This is a genomic window from Maricaulis sp. (assembly GCF_017643475.1).
Classification (GTDB): Bacteria; Pseudomonadota; Alphaproteobacteria; order Caulobacterales; family Maricaulaceae; genus Maricaulis.
In genome coordinates this window covers 564,075-582,713 of sequence record NZ_JAEPNI010000001.1, presented here as the reverse complement: position 1 = coordinate 582,713, position 18,639 = coordinate 564,075, and the positions used below count along the sequence as shown (strand labels likewise).

Genomic DNA, 18,639 nt, shown 5'->3' with positions numbered 1-18,639 from the left:
TCCTGTTCCATTGTTCAGGAATGGGTCGCTTGGTTCTTAGTCTGGAGTCCGTGATGTCTGCCACAGCCCTTACAAATCGCGAAAACGAAGCGATGCGTGTGATCTGGGACAAGGGCAGTGTGTCAGTCAGCGAACTGGCCGTGGCCACACGCCAGGGCGCCAGCCAGACCCTCAACACGCTGCGCTCTCTGGTTCGCAAGGGCGCGGTCGACCGCCGCCAGCAAGGCCGCCAGGTTACCTATCGTCCGCTGCTCAACCGTTCGACCGCCCAGACCCACGCCCTGGGCCGCCTGCTGAATGGTGAAAGCCCGGCCGGTGGCACGGGTGTCGTTGTCCTGCGCGAAAGCGATATCGACCCCCAGGACTGGGCCGACCTCCAGGCTGAAATCGAAGCGCGCCGCGCCAAACGCGCTCAGGGTTAATCCTCCAGAAACGCCCGCACGCGCTCCAGGCTCACCTCGGGCGCTTCTTCATGCACGACATGGCCGAGGCCCGGCATGACTTCCAGGCGCGCTGAGGGCATGGCGTCGACAAAACGCGGACCATGGTCGGGCGGGACGATGCGGTCGAGTTCGCCCCACAGGATCAGCGTATCAGCCTCGACCCGGGCAAGGTCTGTTTCCGGGGCTGGCAGGGTGAAGACCTCCAGGCGTTCGACCAGGGCCTGACCGACACCGGGCTGGCGCATCAGGTCGTGGACGCGCCCCGGTAATTCAGCCGGCATATTAGTCGGGTCCCCAAACAGCCCCGCGGATGCCGCGCCGACCATGGCTTGCGGAGCAGAGGTCATGAAGAAGGCGACCGGCGCAGGAACCGGCACCGGATCCTCGGTGACGCCATTGATTGAGAAACCACCCGGCGCCAGCAGGATCAGCCTGGAGACAAGTTCCGGCTGCTCGGCGGCGAGCCGCCAGGACACCAGCCCGCCCAGGGAATTGCCGACCAGAACCACATCATCATGGCCCAGCGAGTCCAGAAGAGACGCAGTCAGCGCGACGGTCTCGCGTACTGAATAGCGCTGCTGCGGATCGGGACCGGTCAGGGCGTGGCCCGGCAGATCGAAGCGCACAACGCGATAATCGACTGCGAGGTCTTCCGCCCAGGCGTCAAAACTTTCCAGCGAATAGGAAAAACCGTGGATGAGCACGATTACAGGCGCGCCTTGCGGTCCTTGCTCGCGGACGCGGAAAGTCATGCCGTCGGCATCAACCCAGTGATCGTCCTCGCTCCAGTATGGCGACGTTGGAACGGGACGTTCAGAGGCCGGGCGCAGGTCCGCCGCCGGTTCAGGCTTGAAGAACATCCAGCCCACCACAACCAGCAGGATGACCACCAGGCCCAGAATCCATTTCATCATCGCTCACTCTCCCGAACTCATGCGACTGATCTCACAAAGAGAAACGGCGGGCCAGGCCCGCCGTTTCATGTTCAGCCTAGTAACGCCAGGCGGCCGTTGCGGTGACTGTGCGCGGCGGACCGTAATAGCCGATCAGCGTGCCCTCCAGGCCCAGCTCAGGAGCCAGCGTGTCGTTGTTGACGAAGTCATAGCCGGAGACGCGATATTCCTCGTCTGTCAGATTGCGACCATGCACGCCCAGCTGCCAGCGGCCATCACCGGATTCCCAAACAGCGGACGCATTCCACAGCGTGTAGGCTTCCTGGTCGAGTTCCGGGAAGGGGAATTCGAACTGGGAGCTATCGCCGCGATGACTGATCGTATTGGAAACCTGCAGATCTCCATCCGCGACCGGCCGGACATATGTCAACGTGAAGGAGGCCGTCAGATCGGGGGTATTCTGGATGACGACCTGGTCGGAGACATCCACACCGAAAGCGTTGACGAACTCGTCATACTCGCCGTCCAGCAGCCCGATCGCCCAGCCCAGGGAGAGGCTGTCGCCACTGGTCACCATGTCCTGACCCATGTCGAGCATACCTTCATACTCCAGACCACGGATGGTGGCTGCGCCGGCATTCGTGGTCACACCGGTGAAGGTGTCGTTCACACCGTCATTATTGGTGTCCACACCCACGGAACCGGGCACCTGGATGTCGGTATAGTCCATGTGGAAAAACGCCAGGCTGTGGCGATAGCTGCCGCTCTGGTATTTCCAGCCGATCTCGAAACTGTCGACCGTTTCCGGATCGAAGGCCATGAAATCATAGATCTCGTCCGCGGTGACGGAACCAGACTGGTCAAAGTCCGGCGTGGCGGTCGTCTGGGCGCGCGGGTCGAAACCGCCCCCTTTGAAGCCCTGGCTGAATGTGAAGTAATAGTTGTTCGCGCTATTCGGCTGGTAAGCCAGCGACACGGTCGGCGAGAAATCATCCCAGCTGTTCGTGCCTGTGAAGTCAGACGTCGTGGCGATCGGCACACCTGCGCCACCAAAGAACTCCGAGAAACCGCCGACATAGGTGCGACGCAGAACCGTGGATGTACGCTCATCCTCGGTATAGCGGCCGCCCAGGGTCAGGCTGAACTCGTCATTGATGTCATAGGTGAAATTGGCAAAGACAGACCAGGTCTCGGTAGCAACATCGCCAAAGGTCTGGGCATTCAGGCCCGGCAGGTTGATCAGTGGACCGACATTGGCCAGTAGCACGTCAAAGACCGTCGAGGCATTGGCGTCGAGGTAGTAATACCCCATCACACCGTTCAGGCGGTCGCCGGAATAGAGCAGCTGGAATTCTTCGGAGAACTGCTCGTTTTCATAGATTGCCGGGACATCGAGATCGCCGCTCGGCAGATTATCGAAATCGATCGGGGTGACCGAACGGTCTTCACGATCCGAGAGAATATTGCGAACAGACCAGTTCTCATTGATCTCCCACTCGGCCAGCAGGGAGATACCCTCGGAGGTGACTTCCTGATCAACAACCATCAGGCCGGCACGCGTGTCATGGACATCATCCAGAACCGGAGCTCCGGAGAATGCGCCCGGGATCAGGCGATGACCCCCACGCGGATTTGAGGTGTCCTCGATATTGTCATAGGCGAGGCGGAAGAAGACCGTGTCGCTGGGCTCCCACTCGGCGGACAGGCGGTAGCCAAAAATGTCCTTGTTGTAGTTGTCCATACCGAGAAAGACGTTCTCGCCGAAACCGTCGCGCGTCAGGTTGGCAAACGTTCCACCCACGCGGAATGTATCGCTCAGCGGCGTGGACGCCGTGACGATCTGGTCGAACTGGCCGTGGCTGCCCACATTGACGCGCGCAGATAGGGTCGGGTCATCAACATCCAGACGACGTGTCACGTATTTGATCGCGCCACCGATGGTGTTGCGGCCATAGAGCGTACCTTGGGGACCACGCAGGACCTCGACGCGCTCAACATCGATCAGGTCGAGAACAGCGCCCTGCGGACGGTTCAGATAAACGTCATCAACATAGATGCCGACACCGGATTCGAAGCCGGCGACCGGGTCCTGCTGGCCAACGCCGCGCATGAAGGCGGACAGGGTGGAACTGGTGCCGCGGGAAACTTCGAGCGTCACGTTCGGCGTTACATCCGCAATCGCGACAATATCGACGGCGCCGGAACGTTCCAGCTCGGCACCGCTGACAGCGGTTACGGACAGCGGCACATCCTGCAGGCTCTCTTCCCGACGACGCGCAGTGACGGTGATGACCTCGTCACTGGCGGAATTGTCCTGCGCGAGCGCCGGCGCGGTGACAGCCAGGCCGCCCACCATGGTGCTCGCCATCAACAGCGAGCGGGTAAGTTTGTTTGACAGTTTCATTGGGTACTCCCCTCAAAATTACGTCCAGCGTCCCTGCCCGTCTGCACACGGTGCAGGAACGCGATAACCGCTTCCGAGAACTCTTCCGGTTCCTCCAGATGCGGTGCATGGCCCGAACGCGGAAAGCCCTTCCGTTCCGAATTCGGCAAAGATTCAACGAGATACCGGCTCGTCTCCGGTCCGTAGGCGTCACTGCGCTCGCCGTAGGTCACCAGGGTCGGCAAGGTGATGGCAGGCAGTTCGGCCCGAAAGTCTTCCTGGACCATGGCGCTCCACAGAGCGGCCATGGCCTTGGGATCACGTGTCTGGATTTCCGCGCGAATACGTCCGATCAGTTCCGGATCGCGGATACCGCGCTCACGGGAAATGATTTTCGGCGTGAAGGCCTCTGCATAAGCGGGCCAATCACGCTCCATCGCGCGGATGGCGCGGGCACTGGCGGCCGCATCGAGCCCGTTGGACATGCCAAGCTGCCAATCGGCGGTGTTGAGCACGCGTGGGGTCATGTCCTCGATGATGTGGCCCGAGACCCGCTCACTGCCGAACTCAAGCAAATGACGCCAGGCAACAAGCGCACCCATCGACCAGCCCAGGATCACGGCATTGGTCAGATCGAGCTGTTCCAACACCTCAGCCAGATCCGCAGCCAGCGTTCCAATCTCCAGCGGGAGATCACCGGAAGGTGTCAGCCCATGAGCGCGCAAGTCGGGTCGAATGACACGGAAATCGCTGGAAAGCTCGGCCGCGACAGCGTCGAAATACTCCGCCGTTACCGCCCAGCCGTGCACCAGCACAACAGGCTCACCGGAACCTTCGTCGAGGAAGGACAACAGGGTCCCGTCCCTCAATTCGAGGCTGGAGCGGCGTCCGGTTTCGTCCGGCTGGTGGGCACGTGCGTCGAGCACTGCGGCGTTTCCCCCCTCGCGCATCGTGGTGGCGCGAATTGTGTCATATTGATTTATCGTCAATTTTGTGAAAACTGAATCATATGTCAACTTCTGAAAATGCAGCCATGAGCTCAAAGAGCCCGAAAACCGCCAGGGGACAGCGGACACGGAACAAGCTTCTCGAAGCCGCAGAACTTGCGTTTGGCGAGGATGGATTCCACGCAACATCGATCGGTGACATCACCCGTCGAGCGAGCGTTGCGCTGGGCACTTTCTATGTCTATTTCGACTCAAAAGACGAGATTTTCCGGGCACTTGTGGCTCATATGGGTCAGATGGTCCGGGCCTGGATCGCCGAGCGCGTCGAGGGGGCCACAGACCGCATCGATGCCGAGCGAAAAGGCCTGATCGCCTACATCGAATTTGCCCGCGAACACCAGAATCTCTACCGCATCATCGAGGAGGCACAATTCGTCGCTCCTGATGCACACAAGGCACACTATCAGCGTTTCGCCGAGGGTTATAAGCGCAATCTTGGTGAAGCTGCGGAGCGCGGCGAGATCACGGAAGGAGATGTGTCCACCCGCGCCTGGGCCCTGATCGGGATGAGTGTTTTCCTGGGACTGCGCTTCGGTGTCTGGGGCACGAAACGCCCGGCTGAGGAAGTCGCAGACGCCGCGATCGCCATGATCTCTGAAGGCATTCGTCCGTGACGATCGCGCTTGTCGATAACCCGGTCCAGACCCGGTTGGACGGTGATTGCCTAACGCTGACGCTCAACCGTCCGCACCGGGGCAATGCGCTGACGCCGGAACTGCTTGGCAGTCTCTGCCAGGCCCTGGACACATATCGGCAAGCCAGAACGATCGTGCTGACCGGAAGCGGGACCGCCTTTTCCTGTGGCGGTGATATCCGGGAGTTTTACGACCGCTCGCACAACCGGGCAGGACTACTCGGTTTCGCCCGTGACATTGTCGGGACGCTCAACGAGAGCCTTCTCAGGATTGTCGACCAGAACGCCCTTCTTGTCTGCGCCCTCAATGGCCCTGTGACCGGTGGATCCATCGGGCTGATGTTGGCCTGTGACCATGTCATCGCCAGCGAAACAGCCTTCGCCCAACCCTATTATGCCCGCGTGGGCTTTGCCCCGGATGGTGGCTGGACGGCGATGATGCCAGACCGGGCCGGAACCGGTTTCACTCGCAATTGGCTCAGCATGGACAAGCGACTGGACGCGGGCGAAATGGCCCGACGGGGCCTTGTTGACGAGGTCTGCGAGAGCCGACAGCTCAATGATCGCCTTGCCCGGCTCATCACTCAATGCGAGCCCCTTGATCGCGCCAGCATTCGCGCCGGTCGCCTGCTCAGCCTGGGCGGCGCTGACCGGCTTGCACGAGCGCTGGACGCCGAACGCCTGGCCTTCCTCGAACTCATCGATCGAGATGAGACCGTGCAGCGCATGCATGATTTCCTGTACCCGCAGACACCGCCCAAAGGTGAGAGTTAGATGTTTTTCCTGCCCGACATTACCCGCCAGCGCGCCAAGCTGACGCCGGATGCGACCGCCTTCCATGTCATCGAGACGGGAGAGGAAATCACCTACCGCCTGCTCGAACAGCGCGCATCAAAAGCCGCAAGCTGGCTGGCGGAACAGGGTATTGAAGCGGGTGATTGTGTCTCCGTCCTGTGTCGGAACCGGGTGGAGTTCTTCGAACTGCTGTTCGCCTGCGGCAAGCTGGGCGCGATCCTGGTGCCTTTGAACTGGCGCATGCCGGGCAAGGAACTCACCGTGCTCATCGAGGACAGCAAGCCGAAACTCCTGCTGACAGGCGCGGAAGACGCCGCAGCAGCCGCCGAGGCCGGTGCGCTGACCGGACTGGAACCGCTCGCCATCGACAGCGATTACTGCGCAGGCAGGGATCGCTGCGAGCCCCATGCCGGCCGCGAGATCTGGCCCGGCGACGAGCCCTGGTATCTGATCTACACCTCGGGCACGACGGGCAAACCCAAAGGCGTGATCCAGACCTATCAGATGGCACTGGTGAACTATACCAATATAGGCCAGGCCATTGGCCTGCGTCCCGGAGACGCGACGCTGAATTTCCTGCCGCTGTTTCATACTGCCGGCATCAACTTGCACACCCTGCCCGTATTGATGAGTGGCGGGCTGGTCCACGTCCTGCCCGGTTTCGAGCCCGGCCCGATGCTCAAGCTGATCGGCCAAGGCACGCTGGATGTCTTCATCGGTGTCCCGGCCTGTTATCGCGGCCTCGCCCTGCATGAGGATTTCGAGAAGACCGATCTCACCCGTTTGCGTCACTGGTCTTGTGGCGGGGCTCCGCTGGCGGATGTACTGGTGGAAACCTTTGCCAGGCATGGCGCAACGGTTTGCAATGGTTTCGGCATGACCGAGACCGGTCCGACGGCCTTCCTGGTCGATGAAGCCAATGCCCTGGACAAGATCGGCTCTGTTGGCCGCGCCCAGCAGATGGTGGAAGCGCGCATCGCCGGCCCGGACAACCAGCCGCTGGAGGCGGGCGAAACCGGCGAAATTCAGTTCCGCGGTCCAGGTCTGACGCCGGGTTACTGGAAACGTCCGCAGGAGACCGCAAAGCTCTTCACCGAGGATGGCTGGCTCAAGAGCGGCGATCTGGGACGGTTTGACGAGGACGGTTATTGCTTCATCGCCGGCCGGATCAAGGAGATGTATATTTCCGGCGGCGAGAACGTCTATCCGGCCGAGGTGGAGAATATTCTCGACGAACACCCGGCCGTCCAGGAAAGCGCCGTTGCCGGCGTGGCTGACGAGAAATGGGGTGAGGTCGGCTGTGCCCACATCATCCTGCGCGTCAACCAGGAGGCCAGCGAGGAGGAATTGCGCACCTGGTGCCGTGAACGTCTGGCGGCCTACAAGGTGCCGAAATACGTTCGCTTCACATACGACCTGCCGCGCACGGCGGCCGGCAAGGTGCAAAAGCACCTCCTGCCCTGCCCGGAGGCAACACAATGAGCCGCGCGGTCAGGGAGCTCTCCTTCACCCAGGATGATTTTGACGCGTTTGCGCGCCTGTCCGGTGACGATAACCCCATCCATGTCGACCCGGAATTTTCCGCACACACCCGCTTTGGAAAGACGGTGGCTCATGGCGCGCTTTTGTGTTCCGTTCTGCGCGGACTGGTCGAGGAACTGGCCCCGGGCGCACGTCAGATCCGGCAATCGACCATGTATCCTGCACCCTCGCCGGCCGGCACCCCGCTTCGTTTCGAGGCCGAAATGACCAGCGAAACACCTGAAAACATGACGATATCCCTCAAAGTGATACGCTTGGAAGATGGTGAGACGACCTGTCTCGGGGAAACGGAGATCGCACGATGAATTCCGCCCTTGCTACCGGCCAGGCCGTCGAAACCTCTCGCATATTCGCCAGAACCGACGGAGACGATCTCACCCGGCTTTCGGGCGCACCGGGCTCGACGCACGCAGTACCGGAAGCCCTGATCAACGGCATGTTCTCCTATCTACTCGGTGTGGATCTGCCGGGCCAAGGCACGAATTACCTGAAACAGGAAACCGAATTCCTCGGCGATGCGGCCTATGGCGAGGAGCTGACGGCACGGGTAGAGATCACCCGCCTGCGCCCGGACAAACATCTGGTCGACCTGGAAACCACCTGCCGCAGCGAGAACGGCCGCCTGATTGCGCGAGGACGAGCGCTGGTTTTGGCCCGGGATGTCGCGGGCGCGTGGGGCTAGTCATTGCCGAAACTGACGGGCTGTGGAAACAATCCCGTCATGACCCAGACTTCCTCGCCGCTTCCGGCCCCAGAACAAGACATTCTCATCATCGGCGGCGGACATAATGGCCTTGTTTGCGCGGCCTATCTCGCAGCCGCTGGTCTCAGCGTGACCGTGCTCGAGGCGCGGGATGTCGTGGGCGGGGCCGCCGTGACCGAGGAATTCCACCCGGGCTTCCGCAATTCCGCCGCCAGCTACACCGTCTCCCTGCTCAATCCGAAAGTGATCGCGGATCTGGAACTGGCGCGTCACGGCCTCAAGGTCGTCGAGCGCAAGATCGGAAACTTCCTGCCGCTTGAAGACGGCTATCTGCTGGCCGGCGATGAACTGACAAAATCCGAAACAGCCAAATTCTCGCAGCGCGACGCCGAACGGCTCGATGAATTCAACGACCGGCTGGAAGCGATCGCAGACGTGCTGCGTGACCTGGTACTGGAGACCCCGCCCAACTTGCCCGAAGGCGGATTGCTGAAGGCCCTGCCGGACATGTTCCGCGCCCTGGAAGTCGGCGGCAAACTCAACAGGCTCGACCTGACCGCCAAGCGCGACCTGATCGAACTCTTCTCGAAGTCAGCGGGCGACTGGCTGGATGGCTGGTTTGAAAGCGCGCCGATCAAGGCCCTGCTCGGCTTTGACGGCATTGTCGGCAATTACGCCAGCCCCTACTCCCCCGGCAGCGCCTATGTCCTGTTGCACCACGTCTTTGGCGAAGTGAACGGCAAGAAGGGCGCCTGGGGTCATGCCATTGGCGGAATGGGCGCGATCACCCAGGCCATGGCGCGGTGCTGTGAAGAGCGTGGCGTGAAGATCGTGACCGGGGCGAAGGTCGAGGAGGTCCTGGTGCGCAATGGATATGCGGCCGGTGCACGCACGGTGGACGGTCAGGTTTTCGCTGCCAAACACGTCGTCTCCAACCTCAACCCCTCCCTGCTGTTCAACCAGCTGATCGACGGTGAAACGCTTCCGGATGATTTCCGCGACCGCATGCGCCGATATCGCAATGGCTCGGGCACATTCCGCATGAACGTCGCCCTGTCGGAACTGCCCAGCTTTACCTGTCTGCCCGGCGAGGGTGATCATCTGACGGCCGGCATCATCATCGCACCCAGCCTCGAATACATGGAAGAAGCCTATTTCGATGCTCGCCGTACCGGCTGGTCGAAGGAACCGATCGTGGAGATGTTGATCCCCTCCACACTCGATGACAGCCTGGCACCAGCCGGACAACATGTCGCCAGCCTGTTCTGCCAGCACGTCGAACCGGAATTGCCTGATGGCCGCTCCTGGGATGATCATCGCGAAGAGGTTGCCGATCTGATGATCGAGACGGTTGATAAATGGGCCCCGGGTTTCAAGGCATCGGTCCTCGGCCGCCAGATCCACAGCCCGCTCGACCTGGAACGCAAGTTCGGCCTGATCGGTGGCGATATCTTCCACGGCGCGCTGAGCCTTGACCAGCTCTTCTCCGCCCGCCCGGTGCTGGGACATGGTGATCATCGCACACCGATCAAGGCACTCTATCAGTGTGGCTCCGGCACGCATCCCGGCGGCGGCGTAACCGGCGCTCCGGGGCACAATGCCGCCCGGGAGATCCTGCGGGACTTGGGACGGTAGGAGTTAGTGGTTCGCTGCGCTCACGCCCCCTCATCCTCGCTGCGCTCCACCTCTCCCCGTGGCGGAGAGGGATTTCACAAACAAAAAAGGCCGCCGAGGCAGCCCTTTTCGTGAATTACAGTGAAACCGGCGCCTAGCGCGGAGCCATGACCATGACCATGAGACGGCCTTCCATTTTCGGCTCGAACTCGACCTTGGCGGTTTCAGCGAAGTCTTCCTTGACCCGGTTCATGATTTCCATACCGCGGTTCTGGTGCGCCATTTCACGCCCCCGGAAACGCAGGGTCACCTTGACCTTGTCGCCGGCCTCGAAGAATCGCGTCATGGCCTTGGTCTTCACACCATAGTCATGCACATCGATGTTCGGACGCATCTTGATCTCCTTGATCTCGACGGTCTTCTGCTTCTTCTTGGCTTCAGCCTTCTTCTTCTGTTCCTGATACTTCAGCTTGCCGTAATCGACGATCTTGCAGACGGGCGGATCAGCGTTCGGTGAAACCTCGACCAGATCCAGACCAACCTCTTCGGCCGCTTCCAGTGCGGCATCGGTCGGCATGATTCCCTGCTTTTCTCCATTCTCGTCGATGAGGAGCACTCGCGGTACACGAATGTCTCGGTTGATGCGTGGCCCTTCTTTCTTGGGCGGTGTCGCAACGTGTGGTCTACGGGCTATGGCCTGATCTCCCTTGTGGCCGGCAAACTGTCGCCTAGTAATCCTCCCGCAAGCCTTTCGGATCAAGCCCCCAAGGGGCAAAAATCCTCAGTCAGCACGCGGGAAAGCGCGCACTATGGTGAATTGAACACATTAAGCAAGTGTGAGACGCGGTCAGGCAGCCTCGGGCGCATCGGCAAAGCCGCCGGCAAATTTCATGGCTTGAATGGCTTCCGCCGGCGAGACCTGCGCCAGGGTAGGCGCATGCATAAGGATCACCGGGGCAGTGCCACGCGGTGCGATATAGGCAGGATCCTCGACATTGCAATACAGCGCGAGTGTCGGCGCGCCTGCTGCGACCAGCACATGCATCAGCGGTACGTCCTCGGAGAAGACAAAGCGGGTCCGACGCGCCAGACCGGCCAGCTGGGGCAGTTTGGCCTTGCCTGTAATGTCGCGCGCGCCCGGCGCAACCTGACTGACATAACGACCAACTTCGCGTGTGTCGGGGCCGCCGACCAGCGCGGGCGTGACGCCAAACTGAAGCAATTCATGCGCCAGAGACGCCCATTTTTCCTTGGGCCAGCGCAATTGCGCCTTGGCATCTTCGCCCGATGGGCAGAGAAGTGCATAAGGACCTGAAAGACCGAAGTATTCCGGCTCCAGCATGCGTGATTTCTTGGCCAGGTAATCGACCCAGGAGGCATCCGGCGGCGGCGCCTCGCCCAGCTGGTAACGTGCCGGCTGATAGCCCAACGCAGCATTCAGCTTGCCGGCAACCTCGTCGACCGGATGCTCGCCGGATTTGGGATCGGCAATAACTTCAACCCACTCGCATTTGGAGAACCGGATAAGCTTTTTCAGCTTGCGGCTGTCACTATTGCCTACGAGATCATAAATGCGCACCGGATGAGCCGCCTTGATCCGCTTGTCGCGGATCGAGACCAGCTGGCGCTGGTCCGGCAGAGCATCGATCTCGATAGCATTGAAATACGGGCTGTGTTTGAGAAAGCTCTCGAAATCCGGCTTGGTGAGCAGGACGATACGGTCACGCTTGTGTACGGCACGCAGGGTCGGCGCGATCGCCAACATGCGGATTGTGCTCGCCAGGTCGCCCCAGTGAAGGACGTAGACAATATCACGCTGCGGTTCACTCATTTTGCGGAGTTTAAGACCTCTTCGTAGACACGCAATGTCGAAGCTTGCAATTGTTCCGTCGAAAACGACTGGCGAACGTGCATCCTAGCGCGATCACTCATGCCGGAATAGCTTGTTTCGTCCAGATTGAGTGCCTGTTCAATCGTCGCCGCCAGCTCGTCTACATCTCCTGGCTTCACGCGCCATCCGGTATCGCCCTGGATGATGACCTCCCGTGCACCACCATGATCAGCCGCGATCACCAGCTTGCCCATCGCACCAGCCTCTGCCGCCGTGCGCCCGAACGCCTCCGGCTCGATCGAGGGCGTCAGCACGAGGCGGCTCAGCATCAGCGCTGCCGGCATGTCGGAACAATGGCCCACCAGCTTGACCCCGTCGTTCAGCTCGTATTCCGCGATGATGGCTTCCAGCTCAGCGACATAGGCGTCCCGCCCCTGAGCATCACCCGCCAGGACCAGAACCGGCAATGCCGCACCGGCACGATGCAATTGTCCGTAGGCCCGCAAGACTTCACGCTGGCCCTTCCATCCGGTGAGGCGCCCCGGCATCAGCACGACCGGGTCAGCGCCATCAATTCCCCAGGCCTCGGCAAGGGCCTGAACGCGGTCAGGGTCTATGGCATCTTCGTCGAAACGAGCCAGATCAACACCGCGCGGAATGACCCGGATTTTCGCTTCATCAATCCGGTGCTCGCTCAGAACATGATCGCGAATGAAGGTCGAATTGGCGATCACCAGCTCGCCCCGGGCCATGAAGGAGTTATACCAGCGCTTGAGACCGGACCGGGCGTTGTAGGTTCCGTGATAGGTCGTCACATAATGAGCACCGGTACGATTGCAGGCCGCCTTGGCGCTGAGCGCGGGCGCCCGCGAGCGCGCATGCACGATCGCGACATTCTCCGCGCGGATGATTTTTTCCAGCGCAGAGACGTTTTGCCACGCGACAAGCGGATTCTTGGTCGCCATGGGCAAGCGGAACAGCTCGCCGCCAACGGCTTTCAGTTCGCCTTCCAGGCGTCCGCCCTGGCTGGCCACCAGCGCACGGCCACCCGCCGCGACGATGGCCTCGGCGACTTCCAGGGTGGTCCGTTCGGCACCACCTGCATCAAGCTGAGGTATGACCTGAAGAATATTCATCCCGGCTTTCGAAGCGCAATTTGCGCCGTCAGACAAGTAGGCTGTGCGCGACGGCACCACAGATGCCAATCCGTTCTGGACGTGCAAGCCCTGCCCGCCTAGCCTTCATTCAAGTCCCCCGGAGTGTTTGATGCGTATCCTTTTCCCCCTTGCCCTCGCCCTGCTTTCGAGCCCAACAGCCCTCGCCCAGAGCTCAGCGCAACTGAACGAACACCAGCGCTATTCAGCGTGTATGGAACGGATCGCGACCGAGGCCGTGGAAGCCTATGAAGACGCCCTGGCATGGAAGTATGATGGCGGTGGCTGGCCGGCAGAACACTGTCAGGCCCGCGCACTGATCGCCGCAGGTGATCCCGGGGCCGGCGCGAGCATGCTGGAGAGCATCGCCTCGCTGGAGCGACCGGGGCTGTTGATGCAGGAACGCCTGGACATGTGGCTCGAGGCTGGCGCCACCTGGCTGGAGATCGAGGACTTCGAGGCCGCGGAACGCAGTTTCGCGGTTGCCCTGGCCCTGGTTGAACTGTCACCCCACGCGATGCTGGGTCACGCCAGGGCCCATCTGGGCCTGGAACAATTTCCTGCTGCCGAGACCGCAGCCTCCAGTCTGATCGAGATCTATCCGGACAATGCCGCAGCCCGTGCGGTCCGTGCGGAAGCCCGATTGAACCTCGGCACGCTGGACCTCGCCATGGACGACATACTGGTTGCCATCGAACAGCAACCGGACAAGGTGGAACACTATGTGCTTCGAGGCCGCATCAGCGAGGCCATGCGCCGTAGCGATGCGAATTGATCAGGATGCTTCGGCGAGCTGCTCGTCCGGCTCTGCAGCACAGACGATAACCTGGTTGCGACCGCACTGCTTGGCGTAATAGAGCGCGTCATCGGCGGCCTGGAGCACGGTTTCCGGTGTGTCCTGACCCAGGGCCGGGCAGACATTGGACACTCCGAAGCTTGCCGTGACCGAGAGTTTCTCGCCACTGGGCAGTTCGATCAACCGTTGTTCGATCGAGGCCCGGACCTCCTCGGCAATTGTAGAAGCTTCGGAAATATCCGTTCCGTTGAGCAGGATGGCGAATTCCTCACCGCCCAGGCGCCCCAGCATGTCGCGCGGACGCAGGCATGACTGCATCGCCTTGACGACTTCACGCAACACCGCGTCGCCTGCCGCATGGCCGCAGGTATCGTTGATGTTCTTGAAGTGATCGAGATCGACCATGATGACGGAGGTCTCGGCAGCATGACGCTCGGACCGCCGCACTTCCATCTCGAGATACTGCAGGAAGGCACGACGATTGGCGGAACCGGTCAGGCTGTCAGTTTCGGCCAGATGGCGGAATTGTTTCTGCATGCGCACCAGGCGCGATGCGGCGCGCAGTCGAGCGCGCAGCTCGGTCATGTTGACTGGCTTGCGAATGAAATCGTCAGCGCCGGCATCCAGGCTTTCCTCAAGACGCCGTTCCTCACCAGAGGCGGTGACAATAATCGTGTATGTCGACTCGGTATCTGAATTGCCCTTGAGCGACCAGCAGGCTTCCATTCCGTTGACTTCGCCAACCTCGATACCGGTCAGGAAAATGTCCACTGGCATGAGTTTCATGACTTCCAGGGCGTCGGCAGCTGACTTTGCAGTCTGGACCTCGTAACCCGCATCCCTCACCGCCTCGGAGAGGATGCGCAGCTGGACTGCGCTGTTCTCGCAGATCATCACACTGATCGGTGTTGTCGGAGATCCGGCGCCAAACGCCTCGGTGGTATCACTCATAAGCCCAAATCACTTGCCCGTTCAGCGAGCCCCCGGCCTCGCCATCTAACCTGAACGTATTGAAAAGGGCTTTGGAAATGTCTAACGCGCCATCAACGAAGTATCAGGAATTAGCGAGATCCCATTCCAGCACTACGGATTTGGCCATCTCTTTTTTCTTTTTCGCAGCTTTTTGACGCTCAAACTCATCCGCATCCAGACGGGAAAGCGCCCACACAGCCGCACCACGCACCCACTCGTTAACATCTTCCAGCTGCTCAATGACCGGATCAACCAGGCTTTGATCGCCGGAATTTCCAATAGCAATCAGAACGTTGCGAACGAAACGATCTCGCCCGATGCGCTTGATGGGCGAGGCCGTAAAAACTTCGCGAAATTCCGTATCGTCAAGCACGACCAGTTCCGACAGGAGCGGCCCCTTGAGCTCCGCACGCGGATGAAAAGCCGCCTCCGCACTCACCGCCGCGAACTTGTTCCACGGGCACACGGCCAGACAATCATCACAGCCATAGATGCGATTGCCCATCGGCACTCGAAACTCGTGCGGGATCGGTCCCTTGTGCTCGATCGTCAGATAGGAGATGCACCGTCGCGCGTCGAGCTGATAAGGCCCGGGAAAGGCATCGGTCGGACAGATATCGAGACAGGCGGTGCAGGAGCCGCAATGATCCGTCTCGGGTGCGTCCGGCTCCAGCTCGGCGGTCGTCAGCATCACGCCCAGGAAAAGCCAGGACCCGTGCTCGCGACTGACCAGATTGGTGTGTTTGCCCTGCCAGCCCAGTCCGGCCCTGGCGGCCAGCGGCTTCTCCATCAACGGCGCAGTGTCGACAAATACCTTCACCTCCTCACCTGTCTGCGCAACAAATTCGCGGGCGAACCGCTTGAGACGTTTCTTGATCAGGTCGTGATAGTCATTGTTCTGGGCATAGACCGAAATCACCGCCTCATCGCGACGCTCCAGCGCGGCCAGCGGATTGTGATCCGGCCCGTAATTCAGCCCAAACACCACTGCCGATTTCGCGTCCGGCCACATGTGCGTGGGATGCTGGCGACGCTCCAGAGTCTCCTCCATCCAGGCCATCGTGCCGTGATAATCCTTGGCCACGAACTGCGACAGCCGCTCCGCCGCCGCCCACGCCTCGTCGGCACGGCACACCCGCACGGCGGTGAAGCCGATCTCGGTGGCCAGATTTTCGATAACACCCCGGTCCATGCAGACCCCGTCAGAAGTCCAGATCCGCATAGTGCGCAGACGGGGGGATGCCTGGCAATTTGTCTTCCAGCATGCTGCGGAAGGCCGGGCGGCATTTAACGCGTTGATACCAGTGCTTGACCGGTTCGAACTGAGCCCAGGGCACCTCGCCCAGATAGTCAAGGCAGGACAGGTGCGCTGCCGCGGCGATATCCGCCAGCGTGTAACGTGGCCCGGCCAGGCCATCGCGGCTCTCCAGAAGCCAGGCCATGTGTTCCATATGCCCTTTGAGATGGTCGCGGCCATCGCGCATGGATTGCGGGTCCGGTGCGCCGAGACCCTGGACCGGTTTTTCCAGCTTCTCGTGCAGGAGGTAGGCATTCACCTCGCCATCGAACTTGCGGTCAAACCACTCCACCAGACGGCGCGCCTCGGCCCGGTCCGCCGGGCCGCCTGGCAGGAGGCAGGGGCTGGGCGTGGTCTCCTCGAGATATTCAACGATGGCGCGCGCCTCGATCACCACGCGCTCCTGGCCACCCGCATTGTCGGTAAGCACAGGCGTCATGCCGGCCGGGTTGAGCGTGAGCAGGTCTTCCGGTCGCTTCCACGGCTCCAGGATCGTGGCTTTGTAGCGCACGGATTTTTCGTCCAAAACCAGGCGGACCTGGCGGGAAAAGGGATCGAGAGGCCAGAAAAAGAGATGACGCATGGTGCGGGTCTAGCCTCGTTTGGCGGCAGAATTATGCGCCATTGTCAGTTGCCCCTGCATCACCCTGGAAAAACGCCCCGCCATGCGGTTCAGCAGCACCGTGCGGGTCAGCATGGATGAGAATATCCGCAGCCGGATACACAGCCAGAAGACGGTTCTCGCACTCCACCATCACTTCATGCGCGTCTTCCAACGACATCTCCGGCGGCAGGGCCAGGTGGAACTGGATATGGACCAGAGGGCCGGAGGCGCGGGTGCGCAAATCGTGAACATCGATGATGCGTGGATCCTGACCCACGGCGAGCTCCTGGATGCGCGCGCGTTCCTCGTCGGGCAATTCCCGGTCCATCAGCTGGTCGAGCGCGCGTTTGGCCACCTCCCAGGCGGTCCAGCCTAGCCAGGCCGCGACCACAAGCGCAGCAACACCATCCAGCCGGGCAAATCCGAGCATGGAACCACCAATCCCGGCGATCACGGCCAGATTAGCGGCGATGTCGGAGAGATAGTGCGCCCTGTCGCCCTCGATCGCGACCGAACCGGTTTCGTCGACCGCACGTGTTTGTACAAAAAGCAGCCCCAGCGTGAGAACGATGGAGAGCATCATCACGCCCAGAGCCCATCCGCTGGCGCGAATCTCGACTGGGCGCCAGGTATGCTCAATGCCTTCCCGCAGCAAGAGTGCGGCGGAAACAGCGACCAGCATGGCCTGGAGAATACTGGCAAAGGCCTCCGCCTTGCCGTGACCAAACCGGTGTTCCGCGTCCGCTGGTTCAGCGGCATAACGTACGGCGAAGAACACCGTCAGCGACGCAGTCAGGTCGAGAATGCTGTCAGCCATCGAGGCGAGCAGCGCGACAGATCCGGACATCCACCAGACCACCGCCTTGGAGAGAACCAGAACAGCGGCAACCGTCAGCGAGGCCCAGGTGGCCGCGCCGGTAATGCGTTTGGCGTCTTCGGGGGCGAGCCGACCCGGTCCGGTCGCACTGGCATGATCGTGAGGCATGAAATCTCCTGATGACCGATTTAGGTCGGCTGGAGCGCGAGCGTCAATGCGGCTGAACGCGCTTGTCACATTCCAGGCTGCTCTTCGTCGCAAAAACGACATCGCGCCGGACTAGCGTTCACCGTCAAAACAGGAAAGGATTGTGCGCCTTATGCCTTCGAGTTGCCCATGTCCCTGATCCATTTCGTCATCCTTGCCCTCGTCCAGGGCATTACCGAATTCCTGCCCATCAGTTCCTCGGCTCACCTTATCCTGGTGCCGGACGTGCTGGGTGCGGCGGACCAGGGTGCGATGATTGATGTCATGGCGCATGCCGGATCTTTGATCGCTGTACTGGTCTATTTCTGGCGGGACATCGCCTCTGTCGTCCAAGGCAAGTTCGCACTGGTGTCCGGCAAGGTCACACCAGGTGGGCGGCTGGCGCTTCTGGTCGCAGCATCCCTGCCTCCGGTCCTGTTGCTGGCAGGCGGATTGTTCATCTTCGATCTGGTGGACGCCCTGCGCTCGCCCGCCGTGATTGCAGGCGCCACACTCATCTTTGCCCTGCCGTTGTGGGCGGCTGACCGTTATGGCGCACAAATGAAGACGACCGCGGATATGAGCTTCAAGGACGCCGCCCTAATCGGCATCGCCCAGATGTTCGCACTGATCCCGGGAGCATCCCGCTCCGGCGTCACCATGACGGCAGCCCGGGCACTGGGCCTTACCCGGAGCGAGAGCGCACGATTTTCCATGTTGATGTCCATCCCGGTCATCGCCGCCTTCACTGTCATCTCCATCATCCAGCTGGCCGGAGAGAGCGATCCAATGGCAGGCCTCCAGGCCGGGTTGATCGTGGCCGGGCTGGCCTTCATCTCGGCCCTGGCAGCGATCGCCGTGTTGATGAAGCTCGTTGACCGTGTCGGCTTCATGCCCTTTGTGCTCTACAGGTTTGCCCTTGGTGGCGCGTTGATCATCTTCCTTATTTAGGCGATACACTAAATAGT

19 protein-coding genes are annotated in these 18,639 nt (G+C 61.0%); 9 read left to right on the top strand and 10 right to left on the bottom strand.

Going from position 1 to position 18,639, the window contains the following annotated elements:
• The first annotated feature begins 53 nt into the window (after positions 1–53).
• On the top strand, positions 54–422 hold the full coding sequence (locus tag JJ889_RS02855; RefSeq protein WP_291891368.1) for a BlaI/MecI/CopY family transcriptional regulator: 369 nt from the start codon (positions 54–56) through the stop codon (positions 420–422).
• On the opposite strand, the gene JJ889_RS02850 is transcribed toward JJ889_RS02855, so the two are convergent.
• The 3 genes from JJ889_RS02850 to JJ889_RS02840 all read right to left on the bottom strand — a co-directional run bounded on the left by JJ889_RS02850 (position 419) and on the right by JJ889_RS02840 (position 4,645).
• The gene (locus tag JJ889_RS02850; RefSeq protein ID WP_291891367.1) at positions 419–1,357 is read right to left on the bottom strand and encodes an alpha/beta hydrolase; all 939 of its coding nucleotides are present in this window, start codon (positions 1,355–1,357) and stop codon (positions 419–421) included. The two genes, JJ889_RS02855 and JJ889_RS02850, sit on opposite strands and share 4 nt — an antisense overlap.
• Before the next feature lie 76 nt (positions 1,358–1,433).
• A complete protein-coding gene (locus JJ889_RS02845) occupies positions 1,434–3,740 on the bottom strand; it encodes a TonB-dependent receptor (RefSeq protein WP_291891365.1) in 2,307 nt (768 codons plus the stop codon).
• On the bottom strand, positions 3,737–4,645 hold the full coding sequence (locus JJ889_RS02840) for an alpha/beta hydrolase (protein WP_291891363.1): 909 nt from the start codon (positions 4,643–4,645) through the stop codon (positions 3,737–3,739). Before JJ889_RS02840 ends, JJ889_RS02845 begins: the two co-directional genes overlap by 4 nt.
• 107 nt (positions 4,646–4,752) lie before the next feature.
• Here JJ889_RS02840 and JJ889_RS02835 point away from each other — a divergent pair, with 107 nt between their 5' ends.
• Genes JJ889_RS02835 through JJ889_RS02810 form a run of 6 tightly spaced genes read left to right on the top strand, consistent with a single transcriptional unit; the run spans position 4,753 to position 10,035 of the window.
• The gene (locus JJ889_RS02835) at positions 4,753–5,340 is read left to right on the top strand and encodes a TetR/AcrR family transcriptional regulator (RefSeq protein ID WP_291891361.1); all 588 of its coding nucleotides are present in this window, start codon (positions 4,753–4,755) and stop codon (positions 5,338–5,340) included.
• Complete coding sequence (locus JJ889_RS02830) at positions 5,337–6,134, top strand: enoyl-CoA hydratase/isomerase family protein (protein WP_291891359.1); 798 nt, start codon at positions 5,337–5,339, stop codon at positions 6,132–6,134. Before JJ889_RS02835 ends, JJ889_RS02830 begins: the two co-directional genes overlap by 4 nt.
• A complete protein-coding gene (locus JJ889_RS02825) occupies positions 6,135–7,637 on the top strand; it encodes a long-chain fatty acid--CoA ligase (RefSeq protein WP_291891357.1) in 1,503 nt (500 codons plus the stop codon).
• Positions 7,634–8,002 (top strand): MaoC/PaaZ C-terminal domain-containing protein, encoded by a 369-nt coding sequence (locus JJ889_RS02820; protein ID WP_291891356.1) that lies wholly within the window; start codon positions 7,634–7,636, stop codon positions 8,000–8,002. The genes JJ889_RS02825 and JJ889_RS02820 overlap by 4 nt, the downstream gene beginning before the upstream one ends.
• Entirely contained in the window at positions 7,999–8,379 is a 381-nt protein-coding gene (locus tag JJ889_RS02815; protein ID WP_291891354.1) for a phosphate acetyltransferase, read from the top strand. The genes JJ889_RS02820 and JJ889_RS02815 overlap by 4 nt, the downstream gene beginning before the upstream one ends.
• A gap of 39 nt (positions 8,380–8,418) precedes the next feature.
• Complete coding sequence (locus JJ889_RS02810; protein ID WP_291891352.1) at positions 8,419–10,035, top strand: NAD(P)/FAD-dependent oxidoreductase; 1,617 nt, start codon at positions 8,419–8,421, stop codon at positions 10,033–10,035.
• Between the two features lie 133 nt (positions 10,036–10,168).
• On the opposite strand, the gene infC is transcribed toward JJ889_RS02810, so the two are convergent.
• From infC to JJ889_RS02795, 3 genes are all read right to left on the bottom strand, one after another.
• Positions 10,169–10,708, bottom strand: a complete 540-nt coding sequence (infC, locus tag JJ889_RS02805) for a translation initiation factor IF-3 (RefSeq protein WP_291920038.1) — start codon at positions 10,706–10,708, stop codon at positions 10,169–10,171.
• A gap of 153 nt (positions 10,709–10,861) precedes the next feature.
• Positions 10,862–11,845, bottom strand: coding sequence for a glycosyltransferase family 9 protein (locus JJ889_RS02800; RefSeq protein WP_291891350.1), 984 nt, complete (start codon positions 11,843–11,845; stop codon positions 10,862–10,864).
• On the bottom strand, positions 11,842–12,981 hold the full coding sequence (locus JJ889_RS02795) for a glycosyltransferase family 4 protein (RefSeq protein ID WP_291891348.1): 1,140 nt from the start codon (positions 12,979–12,981) through the stop codon (positions 11,842–11,844). The genes JJ889_RS02800 and JJ889_RS02795 overlap by 4 nt, the downstream gene beginning before the upstream one ends.
• A 130-nt stretch (positions 12,982–13,111) precedes the next feature.
• Here JJ889_RS02795 and JJ889_RS02790 point away from each other — a divergent pair, with 130 nt between their 5' ends.
• The gene (locus JJ889_RS02790) at positions 13,112–13,774 is read left to right on the top strand and encodes a hypothetical protein (protein WP_291891346.1); all 663 of its coding nucleotides are present in this window, start codon (positions 13,112–13,114) and stop codon (positions 13,772–13,774) included.
• Here JJ889_RS02790 and JJ889_RS02785 read toward each other — a convergent pair whose 3' ends face one another.
• The 4 genes from JJ889_RS02785 to JJ889_RS02770 form a co-directional block, all read right to left on the bottom strand.
• Positions 13,775–14,746 (bottom strand): diguanylate cyclase, encoded by a 972-nt coding sequence (locus JJ889_RS02785; RefSeq protein WP_291891344.1) that lies wholly within the window; start codon positions 14,744–14,746, stop codon positions 13,775–13,777.
• Between the two features lie 103 nt (positions 14,747–14,849).
• A complete protein-coding gene (gene queG, locus JJ889_RS02780; RefSeq protein WP_291891342.1) occupies positions 14,850–15,959 on the bottom strand; it encodes a tRNA epoxyqueuosine(34) reductase QueG in 1,110 nt (369 codons plus the stop codon).
• Positions 15,960–15,969: 10 nt separating this feature from the next.
• Entirely contained in the window at positions 15,970–16,647 is a 678-nt protein-coding gene (locus JJ889_RS02775) for a glutathione S-transferase family protein (protein ID WP_291891340.1), read from the bottom strand.
• A gap of 31 nt (positions 16,648–16,678) precedes the next feature.
• On the bottom strand, positions 16,679–17,653 hold the full coding sequence (locus tag JJ889_RS02770; RefSeq protein WP_291891338.1) for a cation diffusion facilitator family transporter: 975 nt from the start codon (positions 17,651–17,653) through the stop codon (positions 16,679–16,681).
• A gap of 168 nt (positions 17,654–17,821) precedes the next feature.
• Here JJ889_RS02770 and JJ889_RS02765 point away from each other — a divergent pair, with 168 nt between their 5' ends.
• On the top strand, positions 17,822–18,622 hold the full coding sequence (locus JJ889_RS02765; protein ID WP_291891336.1) for an undecaprenyl-diphosphate phosphatase: 801 nt from the start codon (positions 17,822–17,824) through the stop codon (positions 18,620–18,622).
• The last annotated feature ends 17 nt before the right edge of the window (positions 18,623–18,639 follow it).